Raw genomic sequence first — 18796 nt, 5'->3', positions numbered from 1 at the left:
GATATGGAAGGCGCTTGGAGGGCGCGCGCCATGACCGAATCAACAACGCGGGGCAATGTTTCGGAACGGGATCCTTACCGTCCAACCAGCGAAACCTCGGGGTTCGAGCCAGCCTGTGCGTTAATCGGAGCGTGGCTCAGCGATGCGCTGAATGTGGCCTTCGAAGGCCCGCCGTATAAACGCGCGCAAGACATTTGGGAGGCTGCCGCCGAGCAACTTGAAGCCGGCGCTTTCGGAGAGGTCGTGCCGAAGGAGATGAGCGGGCTGTTACACAAACTGCTGTCGGAAGAGCGCGAGGACGATGAGGCCGCGCGACTGTGGGGCTGCGCCGTCGCACGCGCCGCGGTCTCCGCGCCTGACCGGCTTTTCCTGGCGAGCTATCTCGTCGAGAACCTGTTCGTGGCGCTCGATGCTCTTGTGGGGGCCCTAACGGAGCGGCTCCGGTCAGGGACCGCCGACCGGCTTCTGGACAGCCTGCAGGGGATCGTGACGTCCATCCGCGATCATCCCGACGAGGACGCTTTCAGTCCGGACAAGGCCCGCTTTCGCCAGATAGTCCACGAACGGAAAAAAGCCGAGCATGTCGATACCCTCTGGAGGCAGGATTTTGGCTATGTCTACTGGTCGCATCAAGGTCTGCGTCTGATCCACGCGCTACGTCCGGTCGATCGCCAACGCTACCTCGCGATGCTCGAGGAAACGGCACTGCCCCAGGCGGTCGAGCAGGAGCTATGGGCAATCGACCTACGAAGCAACTTTCCCGAACTGCTGGCTCTCCTCGAAGCAGCGCCATCGGTCCAGAGCGCTCCGGAACAGCCGCAGTGGAACGGGCGGATGACGGCCCCGATCCTACTGTCCGTCGCAATCGAGCATGTCAACACGGCAGCCGGCGCGCAACGCGGCGATGATTTGACCGAAGAGCAGGAGGAGGTCGCCAAAGCCCTGCTCGGTGAGGTGGTTAGCATACTCCTTGCCCGGGCTGACGGCCGTTTCCTCGCTCTATATTGGCTCGCCTACCTGATCGGCGAGCATCAACGTAATGCCGGCATGCAGAAGCGTTCGGTGGTCAGTTCCGCCATCGGGGCCTTGTCGGACGCGCTGGTGGCCGGCGGGGCGGGCTATGCCGACGTTCAATGGGCATTTTCCTGTCTGACGGCGTCCATGTCCGCGTTGAAGGCTTTGCGCGAGCGCGGAGCCGGCCCGGATACGGAACAGCGAGGCATTTCCGCGACCGATGCGTTTCTGGCTGCGGTCCTTCTGGAGATACCCGAAGAGAGGCTGCGGACTGAGTCGTCCGGCTCCGCGTTGCTGGAGACGTACCGGGTGGTCTTGCTCAAGCGGGATCCCGGCCTGCGCACGCTCGACAATCACATGTTTCCCAATGAACGGCACTTTTCCCCAGCCCTTCTCTTCTGCGACCATGAGGATCCGGGGGCACTTTGGCGGGAAATATGGCTACTGCTGTCGGAACAGCGGCGCCGTGCCCAAGGCCGGATCAGTGATATCGGCAGCGAGGATCCGAGCTTCTTCCACCTCTGCGTGGGTATAGGCTTGGTCGACTGGCTGATCGAGAAAGAGCGGCCGGGGGATGCCAAGCGCGTTTGGGACGAAATTTTCGACGGAGCGTTTCCCATCGCCCTGACCCTTGGACGGGTGGCGGCCGGTCGGTGGCGGCACGCAATCGCCAAGCTGTTCGCCCGTCTGCCTCACATCGTGCAGGCCCAGAATCCGTCCGCTGATGCCGCGTCCGAAGCTGCGAATCAACTCGCCCGCATCGGCGGCGATGACGAATGGTTCGTATGGTGTGCGGCAATGTTGAGGCTGAACGGTATCGGGATTGCTGACTTGGCACATGCCTGCCAGCAACTTGGCATGGATTTGATCCATCGATTCGAGGAATTCCTGACATGGGAAATCAGGCCAGGAAATCGCCGTCCCGTCTCTCCGGTAATTATTCAGATTAAGGAGATACTTACAGAGCTGAAACCGCCACCGAGGACGCGGTAAACATTATCTGATTCAGTCAATACCAGCTACGACGGAGGTGTTGGTACAGCGAAGCGATGACTTGGTTGGCAGATAATGGGGCAACGGGCCTCCACCTGCCCCGGTTATCGCCCAGATGGCGACGGCGTCACCGCGGCCATACGGGTCGGTCCTGGATCAGCGCACAGTGGTCTTAACAGCGCAGTCGGGGTGCGGGTGACGTCGGCGAGGTGCAGGGCGGCACCGTCGGTGGATGCGATTTTCCAGGATACGACGAGGCCGGAAAACCACATCAGTAAGCCAAGATCCCTGGAGTCCCAGTCTCACGCTTAAAAGGGGAATTTCTATTCTCAGTGTTTGCTGAAGAAATGTGCCAGAGTCGCTTCAGTCTCACGGTTTACTGAAATTGACAGCGGGTTATGGCATCGAGACGAGCGCGCAGCAGAGCCGCTTCCGCGGTCGACTGGTCTAAAAACCGCGATCGTCCTCCGGAGCGTTCAGTCGACATTGGCGCACGCCCCGGTTAATCTTATTGAGGTCAGGCTCGCGCTTCAGTTTGTGTTATTGGTGCGCAGTTAACAATATTGCTATCGAGCTAAGTATTTGGATTTTCAGCATTTCCGATTGAGATGAGCGACAGCGGTCGCCAGCCACCGCAGTTTCCGCAAGGCCGCCGATGCGATGGGCGTGTCGCGTTCGGCGCTCAGCCACGCGATCATCGGGTTGGAAGGAAAGCTGGGCATCCGCCTGTTGAACCGCACGACGCGCAGCGTGTCGCCGACCCAGGCGGGTGCCCGGTTGCTCGCGCGGCTCGACCCGCTCCTTCAGGATCTCGACCAGGCGCTCGACACGCTGTCCGAGGCGCGCGGGACGCCCAGCGGAGAGCTGCGGATCAACGCGAACAAGAGCGGCGCCCGCATCCTGCTCCGGGACGTCGTTCCGAGATTTCTTGAACTGTACCCCGGGGTCGAACTCGATCTCGTCTCGGAAGGCCGGCTGGTCGACATCGTCGAACAGGGATTCGACGCCGGCGTGCGCCTTCTGGAAGCCGTCCCGCAGGACATGGTTGCGGTGAGATTCGGCGGCGAGGTCCGCTTCATCGCGGTGGCCGCTCCATCCTATCTCCAGGGCCGCGAGCCCCCCGACACGCCCGACGACCTGCACGCCCATTCCTGCATCCGCCAGCGCCTGCCCAGCGGAAAACGCTACCGGTGGGAGTTCTCCAGACGCGGCGCCGAAGTCGCGGTCGACGTCCCGGGCACCCTCACCCTCGACGACAACGATCTCCTGGTCGAGGCCGCCGCCGCCGGACACGGCATCGCCTATGTGCCGGAACACTTCGCGCGGTCCCGTCTGCAAGCCGGGAGGCTGGTCGCCCTTCTGGAGGACTGGTGCCCCCCGGTTCCCGGTCTCGCGCTCTACTACCCGCGCAATCGGCACGTGCCGTCGCCGCTTCGTGCCTTTATCGACCTGCTGAAGGACACGGACCGCGAACGAGGAACGCGAGGCGCCACCGCTTGACAATCGTTCGCTACCTTGCAAATATCGCAAGGTAGCGAACGAGTTGCGAGGAGGGTGGCGTCATGCCGGAGCGGAGCGACGCCGGGCATCCGGCCGTGGGGGCATGGACGAAGCGGTGCTACTTCGCGGGCCGCGCCCTCATGGACGCGACCCTGCGGCCTTACGATCTGGGATCGACGCAGTGGTATGTTCTCTGGCATCTGGCCAACTTCGGCCCGACCGTCCAACGCGATCTTGGACGCGCGCTTGAACTGGAACGCGCGACGCTGAGCGGGATCGTCACCACGCTCGTTCGCAAGAATCTGATCAAGCAGACCTCGAGCGGGGACGACCAGCGCCAGCGTCTTCTGACGCTGACCGTTGCGGGCGAGACCCTGTGGCGCGGCCTCCCCGATCTTTCCTTCATTCACGACGCAGCGTTCGGCGGCATCGACGAGGCCGATCTGGCGACGACGGTCCGTGTCCTGCAATTGGCCACCGAGCGGCTGCAAAACCTGTTGCGAAAGGAATGAGCCGATGACGGTGCTGATAACCGGAGCCACCGGCCTTGTCGGTGAACGGCTGGTTCCGCGGCTGATCGACGCCGGTTTTGCCTGCCGGGCACTGCTGCGGGCCGGAAAACCCTGCCCTGGGGGAGCAACCGCGGTGGCCGGCGACATCCTCGACCCCCCGACGCTTTCGGACGCCGTCCGGGGCGTTTCGGCGATCGTGCATCTGGCGGCGGTCTTCCGCAGCCAGGACACCGACCTCATCTGGAAAAGCAATCGCGACGGCACCCGGAATCTGATCGCCGCGGTGAAGGCGAACGCCCCGGATGCCCGCTTCATCATGGCGAGCACCAGCCATGTCTACAGCATGGACAACCCGCATCCCGGCCGCGAGGACGATGCGGTCGATCCCAAGCATCCCTATCCGGCGAGCAAGGTGGCCGCGGAAAAGGACCTGCGCGACAGCGGGCTGACCTGGTCCATCATCCGCTTCCCGTTCGTGTACGGCGACGGCGACGGGCATCTCGAATCGCTTCCCAACCATGTCGGCAGCTGGCATCCGGCCCAACGGATGAGCACGATCCACCACCGCGACATCGCCACGGCCGTGAAGCTCGCGCTGGACGGGGTGTTCGACCGGCGCGTCGTGAATGTCGCCGACGATGCCCCCCTGTCCATCTTCGAGCTTGCGCGTGTGCTGGACACCGGAATGGCGGCGAACTCCGAGCCTCTCGCGAACCCATGGTATCTGCATGTCGACGGTTCGCTGGCGCGCGCGCTCGGCTTCCGGCCCACCGTGAGAAGCGTCTATCAGGCCCATCAGGAAGGGCTGATGTGACCGACACGCGCCGCGTGGCTCACCCCGAGTGGCCTCCGGAAAGCCCGGCGGGAACGGCGATCTGGGTGCGGTGCATGCGGCGGCGCTGGTCCTCGGGAAAGGGATCGCGGCGGTGCATGGTCCAGCGGTTGTCCCACATCACGAGATCCCCGACCCGCCATTGGTGGTGCCAGGACAGCTCCGGACGCACCGCCGCCTCCCACACCGCATCGAGCAAGGCTTCGCTCTCCGCCAGCGGCAGGCCGGGGATGCAGGCGTGCGGGCGGCGCCCCAGAAGCAGCGCCTTGCGCCCGGTCACCGGGTGGGCGATGACCAGCGGGTGCACGGTGCCCGGCGAGGTGGCGAGGTCGGTCGGCGGCGCGAAGCCCTGCCGCAGATAGCCGCCGCTGTTGGTGGTGCTGTCGTGCTTGATCGACAGCCCGTCGATCCGCCGCTTCAGATCCTCCGGCAGCGCGTCGTGAGCGGCGAACATGCTGATGAATCCGGTGTCCCCGCCCTCCTCCGGCACCTCCAGCGCGTAGAGGCTGCTGGCGTAGGGCGGCGTCTCCAGATAGGTCATGTCGGCGTGCCAGACCGACTCCCCCGCCCCCAGCGCGCCGATGGGACGGCCCTGCTCCGTGACGTTGGAGATAACGTAGACCTCCTCGAAGCCCGGCGCGTGCAGCCGGCCATGCTCGGTGATCGGCGCCTTGTCGAGCGGCCCGAAATGGCCGGACACCCGGACGAGGTCGGCGTCGGAGAGCGTCTGGTCGCGGAACACCAGCACCAGATGGCGATCCAGCGCCGCGGCCAGCGCGGCGGCGGTGGCGCCGTCCAGCGGCCGCGACAGGTCGATCCCGCGGATCTCGGCCCCCAGCGTGGCGGAGACCGGATGGGCGGTGAAGGCGGGGTGGCTCATGGGAACGCCCTCAGCTTCCGGTGCGGTCGTGGATGTCGGCGAAGAACAGGTCGCGCCAGTCGGCGGGCCGGTTGCGGATCGAGCCGATGCGCGCCATGAAGTCGGTGAAGATGCCGATGCCGCGCGGGGCGAGGTCGTAGGACACCTCCGGATGGGCGATCATCGCCGCCACCTCCTCCTCGCCCAGCTTGGACTTCTCGATGCGGATGTAGGCGCGGGCGGCCTCCCTGGGGTCGGCCTTGATGAGGGCCACCGCGTCCTCCAGCGCCGCCAGCACGGCCTTGGTCAGCCGCGGGTTGGCCTCGTGGAAGGCGGCGGAGGTCCACAGCGCGCTGAAGGACGCCGGCCCGCCCAGCACGTCGTAGCTGCTCAGCACCTTGTGGATCTTCGGGTCGCGGAGCTGCTGGTCCTGGAAGGGCGGGCTGGTGAAGTGGGCGGTGATCTCCGTCCGGCCGGACAGCAGGGCGGCGGTGCCGTCGGGATGAGCCAGCGAGACGGTCAGCGGGTCCAGCCGCGCGTGCTGGCCGGGGCCGAAGACCTGCTCGGCGGCGATCTGGAGCACGATGGCCTGATAGGAGGCGCGGACCGACGGCACGACGATGCGGTCCGTCTCGGTGAAGTCCGTCAGGCCCTTCACCTCGGGCCGGTTGGTGTTGAGGTAGGCCGGCTGGGCGTTCAGGGCGGCCAGCCCGCGCAGGTTGGCGTTCCCCTTCGTTTTATCCCAGGCGATGATGAAGGCCGGCACGCCCGCCGCCCCGAAATCGGCGTTGCCGGACAGGGTGGCCTCGGTGATCGTCGTCGGGTTGCCGAGCGGGGTGTAGCTGGCCGTCACCGCGCCCAGCCCGGCGGTGCGGGCGTGCTTCTCCACCAGCCCCTTGTCCTCCATGACGTAGAGCGGCAGGTAGCCGAGGCCGAGGTTGCGGGCGAAGCGGACCTGCGTCGCCTCGGCCTGCGCGGGGGCCGGCGTCAGGCCGGCGAAGCCGGCGGCGAGCAGCAGCGCGGTGCCGAGCAGCGCCCGGCGGCCCACCCCGGAAAAACGCGGGGAAGCGGAGAAGCGCGGGGAAATGGTCATGGGGTGTCCTGTGCCGGAGATCGTCAGATGACGCGGAAATTGTGGGCGCCGTCGCGCTTCAGCTGGTCCACCAGCTCAAGCTCCCAGTCGATGTAGCCCTGCATGGCGGCGGCGCTGTTGTCGGTGCCCTCGTAGGGACGCTTGTAGACGTCGTCCGGCTCCGGCCCCAGGCGCTCCAGCCCGGCGCTGAGCGGCAGCCCGGCCGCCACCCAGCCCTGCGTGCCGCCCTCCAGCAGCAGCGGGAACCCTCCCGGCGGGAAATCGGCGGCGGCGTAGCGGGTCAGCGTGCCGTCCCAGCAGGTCAGCACCGGCCGCACGCCCTTCGGCAGGCGAGCGATGGTGCCGCCCAGACGCGCGCGGGTCGAGAAATACGCCCCCGGGATGTGGCCGGCGCGGTAGCGCGGGCTGCGGGTGATGTCGATCACCGCCGCCTCGCCGTTCTCCAGCAGGGCCAGCAGGTCGCGCGGCGCCACCGTCTCCGCCCCAACGTCCGGGACGGGCGGCAGGCGGCGGCGGTCGGGGCCGCTCTCGTGGCCCAGCGACGCCACGTCGCCCTCCAGCACATGCACCTCCCAGCCGAGCTGCGCCAGCCAGGAGGCGGTCATGTCGGCGCGCGGACCGCCGCCGCCCGCCGGGTCGTCGACCAGCACGATGCGGGCGCCGCGCACCGCGACATACTCGTCCGTCGCCTGGACGAGCTGCCCGCCCGCCGCGTGGCGGAAGCCCGGCAGATGACCGGCCTCGTACTCCTCCGGCGTGCGCACGTCGAAGAGATGCAGGGTGCGCCGCTCGTCGCCGCGGAAGGCGTCCAGCGCGGCGGGGCCGATGCGCCCGACGCCGGCCCGGTCGGCCACCGCGCGGGCGGCCTCGCGGCCCTTGGCGTCGCCCTCCGGCGACACCGCCGGAAAGCGCCCGTCGCGCCCGCGGTCCAGCTCCAGCCCGGCCAGGGTCCAGCCGATGGTGCCGTTGCGCAGCGCCGCCACGCGGTTGGGGATGCCGGCGTTCACCAGCGATTGCGTGCCGATGATCGAACGGGTGCGCCCGGCGCAGTTGACGACGACCATCGTCCGCGGGTCGGGCGCGATGTCGTGGACGCGCTTGACCAGTTCGGCCCCCGGCACGCTGGTGCCGCCGGGAATCGCCATGGTCTGGAACTCCTCGTAGCGGCGGGCGTCGAGGATCACCAGATCGGCCCCGGTGTCGACGAGCGTCTTCACCTCGTCGGCGGACAGCGACGGGGTGTGGCGGTGATGCTCCACCCACTCGCCGAACGCCTTGCTGGGCACGTTGACGTCCCGGTAGACCTCGAACCCGGCGGCGGTCCAGCCGGCCAGCCCGCCCTCCAGCAGCGTCACGTCGCGGTAGCCCAGCGCCTGGAGCCGCCGCGCCGCCGGCTCGGCGTAGCCCTCGCCGTTGTCGTAGACGGTGACCGGCACGTCGCGCTGCGGCAGCAGGTCGTAGGCCAGCAATTCCACCCGGCTGAGCGGCACCGACACGGCGAACAGCGGGTGGGCCAGCGAATAGGGCCCCTCCTCCCGCGCGTCGAGAAGGGCGACCTCCCTGCGGTCGATCCAGTCGCGGCGGATGTCCGCGGCGGTGCGGGTGGCCAGCGTTGCGGTGTCGGGCGTTGCGGTGTCGGGCGTTGCGATGTCGGGCGGGGCGGTGTCGGGCGTTGCGATGTCGGGCGGGGCGGTGTCGGGCATGGTTTGCTTTCCGGGACCTGTTATGCGGCTTGCGGAACGGGTTTCGAGCGGTCCCACAGGTTGGGCAGGGCGCTGTTGGCGTAGCCGGAGATGAAGGGTTTGCGCTGGCCGGTCAGCGGATCGAAGACCGACCGCCGGATGGCGCCGATGTTGCCGCCATAGACGTGGATGCTGATCGAGGGTCGGTCGGTCAGCGCGTTGGAAATGGCGTGGACGTCGCCGATGCGCGGCGACACCGCCTCCACCGATCCGACCGGCAAAAGGTCGGCGGCGGTGGCGACGGGCGGGCCGTCCTGCAATTCGTAGCGTTGGGAATGCTCCGCCCCGCGCAGCACGCCGACGAGGCCCCAGACGGTGTGGTCGTGGATCGGCGTGCGCTGCCCCGGCCCCCAGACGAAGCTGACGACCGAGAAGCGCTCATGGGGATCGCAATGCAGCAGATACTGCCGGTAATGGACCGGATCGGGCTGGGCGTAGGCGTCGGGCAGCCAGTCGTCCACGGCGACCAGCCCGGCCAGGAGGCTGCGCCCCGCGTCGAGGATGGCAGGTTCGTCGTCGCCCAGCCGCTCCACCAGACGGGTGAAGTCGCCGATGAAGCCGCGCAGACGGGACAGGTTGGGAAGGGAGGGATCGGTCATGGAGTCGTCCGTCCGTTTGGGAGATGGGGTGCGGCCGAAGCCGGGCGTCGGGCGGATCAGGCCAGCGCGGCCACCAGCACCGGAAGGACGGCCAGGACGACGCCGGCCCCCAAGGCCAGCCAGTGGCTGAGCGGCGGCTCTTCCATGCGCGTCCGGTGGGGCGCAAGCGTCTGGTCCGGCGCATCGTCCGAAAGTTGCGGCGGCAGGGGCAAGGGCAAGGCGCAAGACGGGCTGAGCGACGCGATCAGCATCCAGTGGAAGTCATCCGAAGCCTTCATGCCGGGTCTCCTGTTTGGCTGGGGCAAGGCGGAGAGCCATCGCCCGGGCCGTGGTCGCATCAGATTTACATTTCTCGGAGGTGTAATTTTCCTTATTTCATATAGGAAAGTAGGATTTATGCGCGACGTCAAGCGCGCGCTTCGTTCCGGGCGCGGTTTTTCGCCGATTCCGAACCCCGAGCGCTGGTCGAGATCAGGGCGGCGGCGACATCCAGCGCAGGACGGGCGTGTTGCAAGGAGGTTCCCCACAGCTCATGCATCGCACAGGGGGGCACGACCCACGCCACGCGCGGGGGCCGGCGAGTCCATGCGCAAACGCATGGATTTCAGCAATCATAGGATTGCTCAATCAACGGAAGTTTATTTCAGCGGCGGAAGTATTTCCGTCCTGCGTTGTGCGAAGTATTGTGCGGGCGTGCTTCCCAAAGCCTTCTTGAACATCGTGATGAAGGCGTTGACCGAGTCATAGCCCAGTTCGGCGGCTACGTCCTGGACCGCCGCACCGCTGGCCAGTTCCCGAAGGGCGATGACAAGGTGAAGCTGCTGCCGCCAGCGTCCGAACGTCAGGCCCGTCTCGCGGATCATCAAACGAGCCAGCGACCTTTCGCTCATCGCCACGCGCTTGGCCCATTCGGCCAATGTGCTGCGGTCGGAGGGGGCCACCGTCAAGGCATCCGCCATCGCACGGATCTTCGGAGTGCTGGAGATCGGAAGGTTGAAGCGCTCACGCGGCATGTCGGCCAGTTCGTCGAGAGCCACCCTCGCAAGCCGGGCCGCATGGCCGTCCGAGGGATAATCGGCAGGCTCCCGAGCCAACCGATCGACCATTTCCCGGATCAACGGGGAGACGGACAGAGTGCAGCAGTCCGCGGGCAAGCCCGCTGCCCCCGGCTCGACGAACAGGTAGTTGAGCCGCGCGTTTGCCGTCGCACGGGCGGAATGCGGCACACCGCCGGGAATCCAAACGCCGCAATTGGGCGGTACGATCCAGATCTCATTGTCCGCGGTGCAGGTGACGGCGCCATGCAGCGCGAGGATCAACTGGCCCTTGCGGTGCGTGTGCATCGGCACTTCCGCCTCATGGTCCACGAAGTTGAGCTGGCGCGCGACGGCCGGCCGATCCGTGAGATCGGGGTCGAAGGCGGAGACGGCTGATCGTGAAAGGGGCATCGATTGGCAGCTTTTGGATATTTTCTGACAGAATACCGAATTTATCAAATTCTGCAAATCGGTCACAACTGGCGGCATGACCACCGGGAACGCCGCAATCACCCTCTTGCGCAAGGCCAGTGCCGCCATGCTGCGCGCAGGACTCGACGCCCTCCGCACGCCCGCCATGAGGGCGGATGCGGATGCGATCCTCTTTTCGGTGAAGAGTTTCGCCGCGGCGATGCTGGCCTACTGCATCGCGTTGCGCATCGGCCTTCCCAAGCCGTTCTGGGCCGTTGTCACCGTCTACATCGTGTCGCAGACCTCCGTCGGGGCATCGCTCAGCCGGGGCGTCTATCGCTTCGCGGGGACGATGGCCGGTGCCGCGGCGACGGTAGCGATCGTTCCGAATTGCGTGAACGATCCGATCACGTGCAGCGCGGTTCTGGCCGGCTGGATCGGGCTGTGCCTGTTCTTCTCGCTGCTCGATCGCACACCGCGGGCCTACGCCTTCGTTCTTGCCGGCTACACGGCGAGCCTGATCGGTTTCCCCAGTGTCCTCGATCCCGGCGCGGTCTTCGAAACGGCCTCGGTGCGGGTCCAGGAGATATCCATCGGGATTCTCTGCGCCATCCTGGTGCACCGCTATGTCGTGCCGAAGCGCATGACGGGCCAGTTCACCGGCAAGCTGTCGGCAACGCTGCAGGACGCGCGGCGGCTGGCGGCGGATGTGCTCAGCGGAACGCCGGCAACGAGCCGTCGGGACCGCAACCAGCTTGCGGCGGACCTTCTTGCCCTGCAAGGGCTTGCAACTCATCTGCCGTATGACGCGGCCCCCATGACGCCGCGTCGTGAAAAGCTGCAGCTGGTCCATGACCGGCTCGCACGGCTGCTTCCGCTCGCGACGGAGATCGAGGACCGGATGCACGTCCTCGGCGCCGGGGGTGACGGCGTACCCGATGCGCTGAGTGCGCTGCTCGATGACGTCGGAGCATGGATCGCAACCGCCGGGGTGGCCGAGCGGGACGGCGCCGCAGCCCACCTGATTGGCCGCGCCCGGGCGATCCGGAACCATTTGGGCGCAGACGCCTCAACGCTTGGCGACCGGCTGGCCGCCAATCTCGCCGGACATCTGGCGGAGATGATCGGCCTGCTCCAGGACTGCGACAGGCTCGTCCGAACCATCGGGACTGTCGACCGCGCGCGCGATGCGGCGCCGCTTCATGGGCCGCGGCGTGCGAAGGGCTACGTCTATCACCGCGATCCCTGGATGGCGGCGCGGGCTGCCCTGGGCGCCATGGTCGGCATCCTCATCGGTTGCGCCTTCTGGATCGGGTCGGCCTGGCCGGAGGGCGGGACGGCGGTGTCCATCCTCGGCGTCTGCTGCACGCTGTTCGGGAATGTCGACACGCCGGTGCCCAACGTCATCAAGTATATGGTCGGCTCGATCCATGGGGTGGCGATCAGCCTCGCCTACAGCTACGTCATCCTTCCCCAGGTCACGAGCTTCGCCGTTCTCGTCGCGGTTCTCGCCCCGGCGTTTCTGTTCGCCGGTTCCCTGCAGACGCGGCTCCCGACGGCCTTCCGGGCGCTCGGCATCACCCTCACAATTCCGATCCTCTCGGGTCTGGGCCCCACCTACACCGGCGATTTCGCGGCCTCCCTCAACATGGTGATCGCGCTCTTCGCGGCGGTCGGCTTTGCGGCGGTCAGCATGTCCCTGTTCCAGACCGTGCCGGTCGACACGGCGATCAACCGGCTGCTTCACGTAAGCCGGCGGGACGTCGGACGTCGAGCCCTGGGTGCCGCGCCCAACGAGGCACACTGGACGAGCCTCATGATCGATCGGACGGCGCTGCTGCTTCCAAGATTGCGGGCGTCCGGGAACGCCTATTCGGACGTCCTTGACGATACGCTGCACCATCTTCGCATCGGTCACGCCGCAGGCCAGCTCCGCAAGACGATCCCACGGACCGAGGGCGAGGTCGGCGACAAAGCGAGAGAACTGCTTCTGGCGGTCGCCGCACGCTTCGGCGCCAGGGGTCGGACCGGCCCTGTCGATCACGCCGACCTCGTCCGGCGCGTCGAGGCGCTGGCGGCACTGATCGCCGGCAGCTCGATCAAAGACCGTTTGCGGTTGCTCGACCTGCTCATCGACCTTCGATTCGCGCTCGGTTCCGGTGAAACGGTGAAAGGAAAACACAGCCCATGATCGTTGACCTCAGCGTCGGGGGCGTCCTCATCCCCGGTCTGGTGGTGCTCGCGTTCGCCGCCCTGGGCGCCACCATGGTGGTGGTCCGCGCCCTCGCCGCCACCGGCATCCACCGCCTGTTCGCTCATCGGCCGCTCGTCGAGCCTGCCATCTTCGTCCTCATCTACGGTCTGCTCGTGCAGTGCCTGCCCTCGGTTGGAACATTGCCATGACGTCTGTTCTGTCCCTTCTCGGCCGCTATGCCCTGACTCTTTGCCTCGTGGTTGCCTCCGCATTCGTCGCGTGGGAGGCGTGGAGCCGTTACGAGCGGACGCCCTGGACCCGCGACGGGCGCGTGAGCGTGGATGTCGTGCAGATCGCACCGGAGGTCTCCGGCACGGTCAGCGCCGTATCCGTTGTCGATAATCAGCACGTCCATCGCGGCGACATTTTGTATGCGATCGATCCTGAGCGGCTCCGGCTTGCCGTGGCACAGGCGGAAGCCGACGTCGAAGCCAAACGGCAGGACATGCTCGTTCGGCAGGCGACGGCGCGGCGACACAGCCAGCTGCGCGATGTCCTGTCCCAGGAGGCCGTGCAGCAGTCGGGTGGAGCGGCCACGGCGGCAGGGGCTGCCTATCAGGCGGCGGTCGCGGCTCTCGATCTCGCCAAACTCGACCTCGCGCGCTCCACCATCCGCTCGCCGATCGATGGCTATGTCACCAATCTGAGGCTGCGGCCCGGTGACTATGCCACGGCTGGCGTGACGAAGGTCGCCGTTCTCGACGCGGCCAGCTTCCGGATCACCGGCTATTTCGAGGAAACGAAGATCCGACACATCCGCGTCGGCAGCCCGGCGAACATCATGCTGATGGGCTTCGATCAGCCGATATCGGGCCATGTCGAAAGCATCGGCCGCGGCATCGAGAACAGCAACGACACGCCGGGTCATCTCGGCCTGCCGAATGTGGCGGCAACGTTTTCCTGGGTGCGACTCGCCCAGCGCATCCCGGTCCGCATCCATATCGATCGGGTGCCCTCCGGGGTCGAGCTGGCGGCGGGCATGACGGCGACCATCGAGATCAGCCCTGCCGAGATCAGCCCTGCCGAGATCAGCCCTGCGGACTCCGGAACGGCCACGGGTGCTCATCGGCCCGATCACGGAGTTCGCCCCGATACCATGTCTTAAGGGGCTGCCCTGACACCTCGGCCTTTTCGGCGGAAGGTTTGACCGGCCGCGCCGGCAAGGAACGGTGGCGTCAGCCCAGCCGCGGCTCGCGGAAGAATAAAATTTCACCGAACGGTCATGACAACGTTGTCATCGATACGAAACGGCGATATGATAACGTTGTCATTAGCGTTCATCGCCTTTGCCCTCATCTGGCTGGTCAGGATTGTCCCATGAGCCTGTTTCTCGATGCCCTGCTCGACAGCCCTTTAGACGACAGCATCCGGGGGGTGCCGCCCGGAGCGGCGCCGCTGCGGCTGCGTGATGTCGGCGCCCGGGGCTGGCGGCCGGCCGCGGGCGACATGGCGCTTCCGGTGCTGACGCTCGACGAGGACGCCTTCGCCGCCAACCGGGACCTGATCTTCGCCTATGCGCGCCGTCACGGCGTGGCGCTGGCCCCGCATGCCAAGACGCCGATGGCCCCGCAGATCGCCTCCGCCCTGGTGGAGGCCGGCGCCTGGGGCGCCACCGTCGCCAACCTGCAGCAGGCGGCCGTTCTGCTGCGCGCCGGCGTGACCCGGCTGATCCTCGCCAACGAGATCGGCGGCCGGGCCAGCGGCGAGCGGCTGGGCGCGCTGCTCGCCGCCCATCCCGACGCCGACCTGCGCGCCTTCGCCGACTCCCCCGCCGCGGTCGAGACGCTCGCCGCCGCGGCGCGCGCCGCCGGGCGGCGGCTGCCCGTCCTGGTCGAGGTCGGCGTGGTCCTCGACGGCGTCGCCACCTACGAAGGGGCGGTCGCCACCGCCGATCCGGCCGAGACCGCCGCCAACATCGCCGCCCTGATGCGGCGCACGGCGGAAGCCTTCGCGCTGGTGCGCGCGCTGGCCCCGGAGCGGCCGTTGCTGCTCACCGCGGGCGGTTCCGCCTTCTTCGACATGGTGGTGACCGGTCTGGCGCCGGTCGCCGCGACGGACGGCAACGCCACGCTGGTGCTGCGCAGCGGCGCCATCTTCTTCCACGACCACGGCGTCTACGAACGCGCGCTCGGCGCGCTCGACGCACGGCAAGGGTTCGCCTGCGGCGGCGCCACGGCGGCCGATTTCCGCCCGGCCCTGCGCCTGTGGGCGGAGGTGCTGACCCGGCCGGAACCGGAACTGGCCATCTGCGGCTTCGGCATGCGCGACGCCTCCTTCGACCAGGGCCTGCCCCGGCCCCTGCGGGTCCACCGCGACGGCGCTGCGCTCTCCGCGGAGGGCCTGCGGGTGACCCGGCTGAACGACCAGCACGCCTTCGTCGCCGTGCCGGCCCGCCATGATCTCGCTGGCCATGACCTCGCCGCCCATGATCTCGCGGTTGGCGACATCGTCGAATTCGGGATCTCGCACCCCTGCACCTGCATCGACCGCTGGCGCGTGCTGTTCGGCCTCGGCGCCGACGGGCGGGTCCGCAGCGCCTACCGCACCTTCTTCGGCTGATCCAAGGCGGCCCGACACGCCATGCAGACATTGAATTTCCAGCAACTCCTGCGCTACCAGGACCAGCTGATCGACGGCACGCTGCACACGCTCTTGCTGACCCTGGTCGCCGCGGTGATCGGCACCGCCATCGGCGTCGCCGGGGCGGCGGCGGTGCGCAGCGGGCCGCGCCCGGTGCGCTGGGCGATCCGCGGCTACGTCGAGCTGATCCGCAACACGCCGTCGCTGATCCAGCTGTTCGTGGTCTTCTTCGTGCTGCCGGGCTTCGGCCTGCGGATGGGAGCCTTCGAGGCGGCGGCGATCGCGCTCGGCCTCTATTTCGGCGCCTACTGCACCGAGATCGTCCGCGCCGGGCTCGACGCCATACCCGGCAGCCAGGTCGAGGCCGGCCAGTGCCTGGGGCTGACCCGCTGGCAGGTGTTCCGCCATGTCGTGCTGCCGCCAGCCCTGCGCAGCGTCTACCCCGCCTTCACCAGCCAGTTCGTCCTGCTGCTGCTCGGCACATCGTTGGCCTCGCAGATCTCGGCGGAGGAGCTGTTCCACACCGGCGGCTTCATCGAGACGCGCACCTACCGCAGCTTCGAGGTCTATGCCGTGATCTGCGGCATCTACTTCGCCCTGGTGATGACCTTCAAACTGCTGTTCGCCGCGGTGGGGCGCCTCGCCTTCCGCTGGCCGGTGCGGCGCTGACGGAGACACCGGCCATGCGTTCCTTTTCCCTCGCCGACTTCCTGTCGCTGCTCAGCGCGCTGCAATGGACGGGCGTCCTCGTCCTCATCGCGCTCGCCTTCGGCGCTCCGCTGGCGCTGGCGCTAGCCCTGATGCGGACCAGCGCCCGCCGCGCGCTGCGCTGGACCGCCACCGCCTTCCTCCAGCTCGTCCAGGGCGTCCCGCTGCTCGGCCTGCTGATGTTCTTCTACTTCGGCATGCCGGTCTTCCTCGGGGTGGAGATGCCGCCGCTGGTCGCCGTCGGCATCGCCATGACCGTCTACACCGCCTCCTTCCTCGGCGAGATCTGGCGCGGCGGCATCGAGGCGGTGAAGCACGAGCAGTGGGAGGCCGCCGCCTGCCTCGGCCTATCAACCTGGCACCAGTTCCGCTACGTCATCGCGCCGCAGGCCTTCCGCATGGCGCTGCCGCCGACCGTCGGCTTCCTCGTCCAGCTCATCAAGGGCACGTCGCTGGCCTCCATCGTCGGCTTCGTCGAACTCGCCCGCGCCGGCCAGCTGGTCAGCGCCGCCACCTTCCAGCCCCTGCTGGTCTACTCGATCGTCGCGGCGATCTACTTCGCCGCCTGCCTGCCGCTCACCCTGTGGGCGCGTTCCCTGGAGGCCCGTCTCAATGGCGCTCGTTGACATCAAGAACGTTTCCAAGAGCTACGGTTCCATCGAGGTGCTCAAGGGGGTTTCGCTCAGCATCGACGAGGGCGAGATCGTCACCATCATCGGCAAGTCGGGCTCCGGCAAATCGACCCTGCTGCGCTGCATCAACGCGCTGGAGCGCATCGACGGCGGCGAGATCACGGTGGAGGGCCAGTCGGTGCGCACCGATATGCCGAACCTGCGCGGCTTCCGCCAGCGCGTCGGCATCGTCTTCCAGGCCTTCAACCTGTTCCCGCACCTGACGGTGGAACGCAACATCACGCTGGCCCCGATCCTCAACAAGCGGATCGCCAAGGCGGAAGGCCGGGCCCTGGCGCTCGACGTGCTGGCCCGCGTCGGGCTGGCCGACAAGATCGACGCCTATCCGGCCCAGCTCTCGGGCGGGCAGCAGCAGCGCGTCGCCATCGCCCGCTGCCTCGCCATGGGGCCGCACCTGATGCTGTTCGACGAGGTGACCTCGGCCCTCGACCCGGAGCTGGTCGGCGAGGTTCTGAAGGTGATGGAGGACATGGCGCGGCAGGGCATGACGATGGTCCTGGTCACCCACGAGATGGGCTTCGCCCGCAACGTCGCCTCCAAGATCGTCTTCATGCACCAGGGCCGCGTCTGGGAGGAGGGGCCGCCGGCGGAACTCTTCGCCAATCCCCGCACCCCCGAGCTGCGGAGCTTCATCGCCTCCGCGCGCTGAGCCACCACCGGTCTCCCTTCACCGACCCCTTGAGGGCCGGACAACGACCAGAACAGAGGAGCAATGTCGTGAGACTCTTCCGGACCCTTGCCGCCGCCGTGGCGGTCTGCGCCACCGTCGCCCTGTCCGCCACCGCCCTGCCGTCCGCCGCGAAGGCGGATGCCCTGCAGAACGTGCTGTCGGCCGGCAAGCTGCGCGTCGGCGTGCTGATGGACGCCGCCCCCTGGGGCTTCAAGGACGCCAAGGGCGAGGCCGCCGGCCTCGACATCGACCTTGCCAAGCTGATGGCCGCCGACATGGGCGTGAAGCTGGATCTGGTCCAGGTGACCGGCGCCAACCGCATCCCCAGCCTGCTCGCCAACAAGGTGGACGTGCTGATCGCCGCCGCCGGCGCGACGCCGGAGCGCGCCCAGCAGGTGACCTTCTCCCAGCCCTACGCCGCGGTCAATCTCGGCGTCTACGGGCTGAAGGGGATGGCCACCGCCACCGATCCGGCCGAGCTGAAGGGCCACAGCATCGGCGTCGCCAAGGGCTCGACGCTCGACATCTGGCTGACCGACAACGCCCCCGGCGCCAAGCTGGTCCGTTTCGAGGACACCCCCGGCGCCATCGCCGCCTATCTGGCCGGCCAGGTCGAGGCCTTCGCCGAGAACAGCGCCATCGCGCTGAAGGTCACTGAGGACAATCCCGGCAAGGATGTCGAGCTGAAGTTCCTGATCCGCCAGTCGCCGGCCCATGTGGCCGTCCGCCACGGCGAGCAGGACATGGTCAACTGGATCAACACCTTCCTGTTCTACAACCGCCTGAACGGCAAGCTGAGCGCCCTTCAGATGAAGTGGTTCAAGGAGAAGCAGACGCTTCCGCAGATGTAATCCGCCGTTCGGCACCGCAAGAGAGGTTTCATTCGATGATCACGAGGTTCCAGGTCGGTTCGCGCATGAGCCAGGCCGTCGTCTGCCAGGGCATGGTCCACATCGCGGGCCAGGTCGCCAACAACCGCAAGGGTTCGATCGGGGAGCAGACCCGGGACGTGCTGGCGAAGATCGACGCCCTGCTGGAGGAGGCCGGCACCGACAAGTCCAAGCTGGTCGCCGTCAACGTCTTCCTGCCGCACATCACCGACTTCGACGCCATGAACGAGGTCTACGACGCCTGGATCGACCCGGCCAACCCGCCGGCCCGCGCCTGCACCGAGGCGCGGCTGGCCGACCCGGACCTGCGGGTCGAGATGACGGCGCTGGCCTCGCTGTAAGCGGGCTTTTTCGGCGAACCGGAGGAGGCGCCGGGCAACCGCTGCCCAGGCTAACGCTGTCAGGGCGCC

Annotated in this window: 18 protein-coding genes and 1 pseudogene; 13 read left to right on the top strand and 6 right to left on the bottom strand. The window is 67.5% G+C overall.

The window, feature by feature from the left end:
• Nucleotides 1-30 precede the first annotated feature (30 nt).
• The 4 genes and pseudogenes from ABAZ39_RS26815 to ABAZ39_RS26800 all read left to right on the top strand — a co-directional run bounded on the left by ABAZ39_RS26815 (nt 31) and on the right by ABAZ39_RS26800 (nt 4833).
• Nucleotides 31-2007 (top strand): hypothetical protein, encoded by a 1977-nt coding sequence (locus tag ABAZ39_RS26815; RefSeq protein WP_144243648.1) that lies wholly within the window; start codon nt 31-33, stop codon nt 2005-2007.
• Nucleotides 2008-2625: 618 nt separating this feature from the next.
• A pseudogene (locus ABAZ39_RS26810) lies at nt 2626-3507 on the top strand (LysR family transcriptional regulator); the annotation flags it as partial.
• 62 nt (nt 3508-3569) lie between these two features.
• On the top strand, nt 3570-4019 hold the full coding sequence (locus ABAZ39_RS26805; protein ID WP_040137395.1) for a MarR family winged helix-turn-helix transcriptional regulator: 450 nt from the start codon (nt 3570-3572) through the stop codon (nt 4017-4019).
• Between the two features lie 4 nt (nt 4020-4023).
• Nucleotides 4024-4833: an NAD-dependent epimerase/dehydratase family protein gene (locus tag ABAZ39_RS26800; RefSeq protein ID WP_040137394.1), complete on the top strand. Its 810-nt coding sequence runs from the start codon at nt 4024-4026 to the stop codon at nt 4831-4833.
• A gap of 19 nt (nt 4834-4852) precedes the next feature.
• Here ABAZ39_RS26800 and ABAZ39_RS26795 read toward each other — a convergent pair whose 3' ends face one another.
• The 6 genes from ABAZ39_RS26795 to ABAZ39_RS26770 all read right to left on the bottom strand — a co-directional run bounded on the left by ABAZ39_RS26795 (nt 4853) and on the right by ABAZ39_RS26770 (nt 10592).
• On the bottom strand, nt 4853-5731 hold the full coding sequence (locus ABAZ39_RS26795) for a TauD/TfdA dioxygenase family protein (protein WP_040137393.1): 879 nt from the start codon (nt 5729-5731) through the stop codon (nt 4853-4855).
• Nucleotides 5732-5741: 10 nt separating this feature from the next.
• A complete protein-coding gene (locus ABAZ39_RS26790) occupies nt 5742-6803 on the bottom strand; it encodes an ABC transporter substrate-binding protein (RefSeq protein WP_051658608.1) in 1062 nt (353 codons plus the stop codon).
• Between the two features lie 23 nt (nt 6804-6826).
• Entirely contained in the window at nt 6827-8506 is a 1680-nt protein-coding gene (locus ABAZ39_RS26785; RefSeq protein ID WP_247881785.1) for a rhodanese-like domain-containing protein, read from the bottom strand.
• A 20-nt stretch (nt 8507-8526) separates the two neighbouring features.
• Nucleotides 8527-9144 carry a cysteine dioxygenase family protein gene (locus tag ABAZ39_RS26780; RefSeq protein ID WP_040137392.1) on the bottom strand — a complete coding sequence of 206 codons (618 nt, stop codon included), beginning with the start codon at nt 9142-9144 and terminating at the stop codon, nt 8527-8529.
• 56 nt (nt 9145-9200) lie between these two features.
• Nucleotides 9201-9422, bottom strand: a complete 222-nt coding sequence (locus ABAZ39_RS26775; RefSeq protein ID WP_040137391.1) for a hypothetical protein — start codon at nt 9420-9422, stop codon at nt 9201-9203.
• 360 nt (nt 9423-9782) lie between these two features.
• Nucleotides 9783-10592, bottom strand: coding sequence for an AraC family transcriptional regulator (locus ABAZ39_RS26770; protein WP_040137390.1), 810 nt, complete (start codon nt 10590-10592; stop codon nt 9783-9785).
• 76 nt (nt 10593-10668) lie between these two features.
• Here ABAZ39_RS26770 and ABAZ39_RS26765 point away from each other — a divergent pair, with 76 nt between their 5' ends.
• The 9 genes from ABAZ39_RS26765 (at nt 10669) to ABAZ39_RS26725 (ending at nt 18727) form a co-directional block, all read left to right on the top strand.
• Complete coding sequence (locus ABAZ39_RS26765; RefSeq protein WP_051658607.1) at nt 10669-12783, top strand: FUSC family protein; 2115 nt, start codon at nt 10669-10671, stop codon at nt 12781-12783.
• Nucleotides 12780-12995, top strand: coding sequence for a DUF1656 domain-containing protein (locus tag ABAZ39_RS26760; RefSeq protein ID WP_040137389.1), 216 nt, complete (start codon nt 12780-12782; stop codon nt 12993-12995). The genes ABAZ39_RS26765 and ABAZ39_RS26760 overlap by 4 nt, the downstream gene beginning before the upstream one ends.
• Nucleotides 12992-13951 (top strand): efflux RND transporter periplasmic adaptor subunit, encoded by a 960-nt coding sequence (locus ABAZ39_RS26755; RefSeq protein WP_040137388.1) that lies wholly within the window; start codon nt 12992-12994, stop codon nt 13949-13951. The genes ABAZ39_RS26760 and ABAZ39_RS26755 overlap by 4 nt, the downstream gene beginning before the upstream one ends.
• A gap of 212 nt (nt 13952-14163) precedes the next feature.
• Entirely contained in the window at nt 14164-15405 is a 1242-nt protein-coding gene (locus ABAZ39_RS26750; protein ID WP_040137387.1) for an alanine racemase, read from the top strand.
• A gap of 21 nt (nt 15406-15426) precedes the next feature.
• Nucleotides 15427-16095 (top strand): amino acid ABC transporter permease, encoded by a 669-nt coding sequence (locus tag ABAZ39_RS26745; RefSeq protein ID WP_144243647.1) that lies wholly within the window; start codon nt 15427-15429, stop codon nt 16093-16095.
• A gap of 14 nt (nt 16096-16109) precedes the next feature.
• On the top strand, nt 16110-16760 hold the full coding sequence (locus tag ABAZ39_RS26740; protein ID WP_040137386.1) for an amino acid ABC transporter permease: 651 nt from the start codon (nt 16110-16112) through the stop codon (nt 16758-16760).
• Nucleotides 16747-17475, top strand: a complete 729-nt coding sequence (locus tag ABAZ39_RS26735; RefSeq protein ID WP_040137385.1) for an amino acid ABC transporter ATP-binding protein — start codon at nt 16747-16749, stop codon at nt 17473-17475. Before ABAZ39_RS26740 ends, ABAZ39_RS26735 begins: the two co-directional genes overlap by 14 nt.
• A gap of 68 nt (nt 17476-17543) precedes the next feature.
• Nucleotides 17544-18347, top strand: a complete 804-nt coding sequence (locus ABAZ39_RS26730) for a transporter substrate-binding domain-containing protein (protein ID WP_040137384.1) — start codon at nt 17544-17546, stop codon at nt 18345-18347.
• A 35-nt stretch (nt 18348-18382) separates the two neighbouring features.
• Nucleotides 18383-18727 carry a RidA family protein gene (locus tag ABAZ39_RS26725; protein WP_040137383.1) on the top strand — a complete coding sequence of 115 codons (345 nt, stop codon included), beginning with the start codon at nt 18383-18385 and terminating at the stop codon, nt 18725-18727.
• The last annotated feature ends 69 nt before the right edge of the window (nt 18728-18796 follow it).

Origin of the sequence: Azospirillum argentinense (genome assembly GCF_000632475.1) — a bacterium.
Lineage (GTDB): Bacteria > Pseudomonadota > Alphaproteobacteria > Azospirillales > Azospirillaceae > Azospirillum > Azospirillum baldaniorum.
This window is presented reverse-complemented; position numbering and strand designations above follow the sequence as displayed.

What these genes read in the sequence shown, in the direction of transcription:
- ABAZ39_RS26790 (WP_051658608.1), bottom strand. Translation starts at nt 6,803, where the DNA reads ATGACCATTTCCCCGCGCTTCTCCGCTTCCCCGCGTTTTTCCGGGGTG.
- ABAZ39_RS26785 (WP_247881785.1), bottom strand. Translation starts at nt 8,506, where the DNA reads ATGCCCGACACCGCCCCGCCCGACATCGCAACGCCCGACACCGCCCCG.
- ABAZ39_RS26740 (WP_040137386.1), top strand. Translation starts at nt 16,110, where the DNA reads ATGCGTTCCTTTTCCCTCGCCGACTTCCTGTCGCTGCTCAGCGCGCTG.
- ABAZ39_RS26800 (WP_040137394.1), top strand. Translation starts at nt 4,024, where the DNA reads ATGACGGTGCTGATAACCGGAGCCACCGGCCTTGTCGGTGAACGGCTG.
- ABAZ39_RS26815 (WP_144243648.1), top strand. Translation starts at nt 31, where the DNA reads ATGACCGAATCAACAACGCGGGGCAATGTTTCGGAACGGGATCCTTAC.
- ABAZ39_RS26775 (WP_040137391.1), bottom strand. Translation starts at nt 9,422, where the DNA reads ATGAAGGCTTCGGATGACTTCCACTGGATGCTGATCGCGTCGCTCAGC.
- ABAZ39_RS26765 (WP_051658607.1), top strand. Translation starts at nt 10,669, where the DNA reads ATGACCACCGGGAACGCCGCAATCACCCTCTTGCGCAAGGCCAGTGCC.
- ABAZ39_RS26750 (WP_040137387.1), top strand. Translation starts at nt 14,164, where the DNA reads ATGAGCCTGTTTCTCGATGCCCTGCTCGACAGCCCTTTAGACGACAGC.
- ABAZ39_RS26805 (WP_040137395.1), top strand. Translation starts at nt 3,570, where the DNA reads ATGCCGGAGCGGAGCGACGCCGGGCATCCGGCCGTGGGGGCATGGACG.
- ABAZ39_RS26725 (WP_040137383.1), top strand. Translation starts at nt 18,383, where the DNA reads ATGATCACGAGGTTCCAGGTCGGTTCGCGCATGAGCCAGGCCGTCGTC.
- ABAZ39_RS26745 (WP_144243647.1), top strand. Translation starts at nt 15,427, where the DNA reads ATGCAGACATTGAATTTCCAGCAACTCCTGCGCTACCAGGACCAGCTG.
- ABAZ39_RS26735 (WP_040137385.1), top strand. Translation starts at nt 16,747, where the DNA reads ATGGCGCTCGTTGACATCAAGAACGTTTCCAAGAGCTACGGTTCCATC.
- ABAZ39_RS26755 (WP_040137388.1), top strand. Translation starts at nt 12,992, where the DNA reads ATGACGTCTGTTCTGTCCCTTCTCGGCCGCTATGCCCTGACTCTTTGC.
- ABAZ39_RS26780 (WP_040137392.1), bottom strand. Translation starts at nt 9,144, where the DNA reads ATGACCGATCCCTCCCTTCCCAACCTGTCCCGTCTGCGCGGCTTCATC.
- ABAZ39_RS26770 (WP_040137390.1), bottom strand. Translation starts at nt 10,592, where the DNA reads ATGCCCCTTTCACGATCAGCCGTCTCCGCCTTCGACCCCGATCTCACG.
- ABAZ39_RS26760 (WP_040137389.1), top strand. Translation starts at nt 12,780, where the DNA reads ATGATCGTTGACCTCAGCGTCGGGGGCGTCCTCATCCCCGGTCTGGTG.
- ABAZ39_RS26795 (WP_040137393.1), bottom strand. Translation starts at nt 5,731, where the DNA reads ATGAGCCACCCCGCCTTCACCGCCCATCCGGTCTCCGCCACGCTGGGG.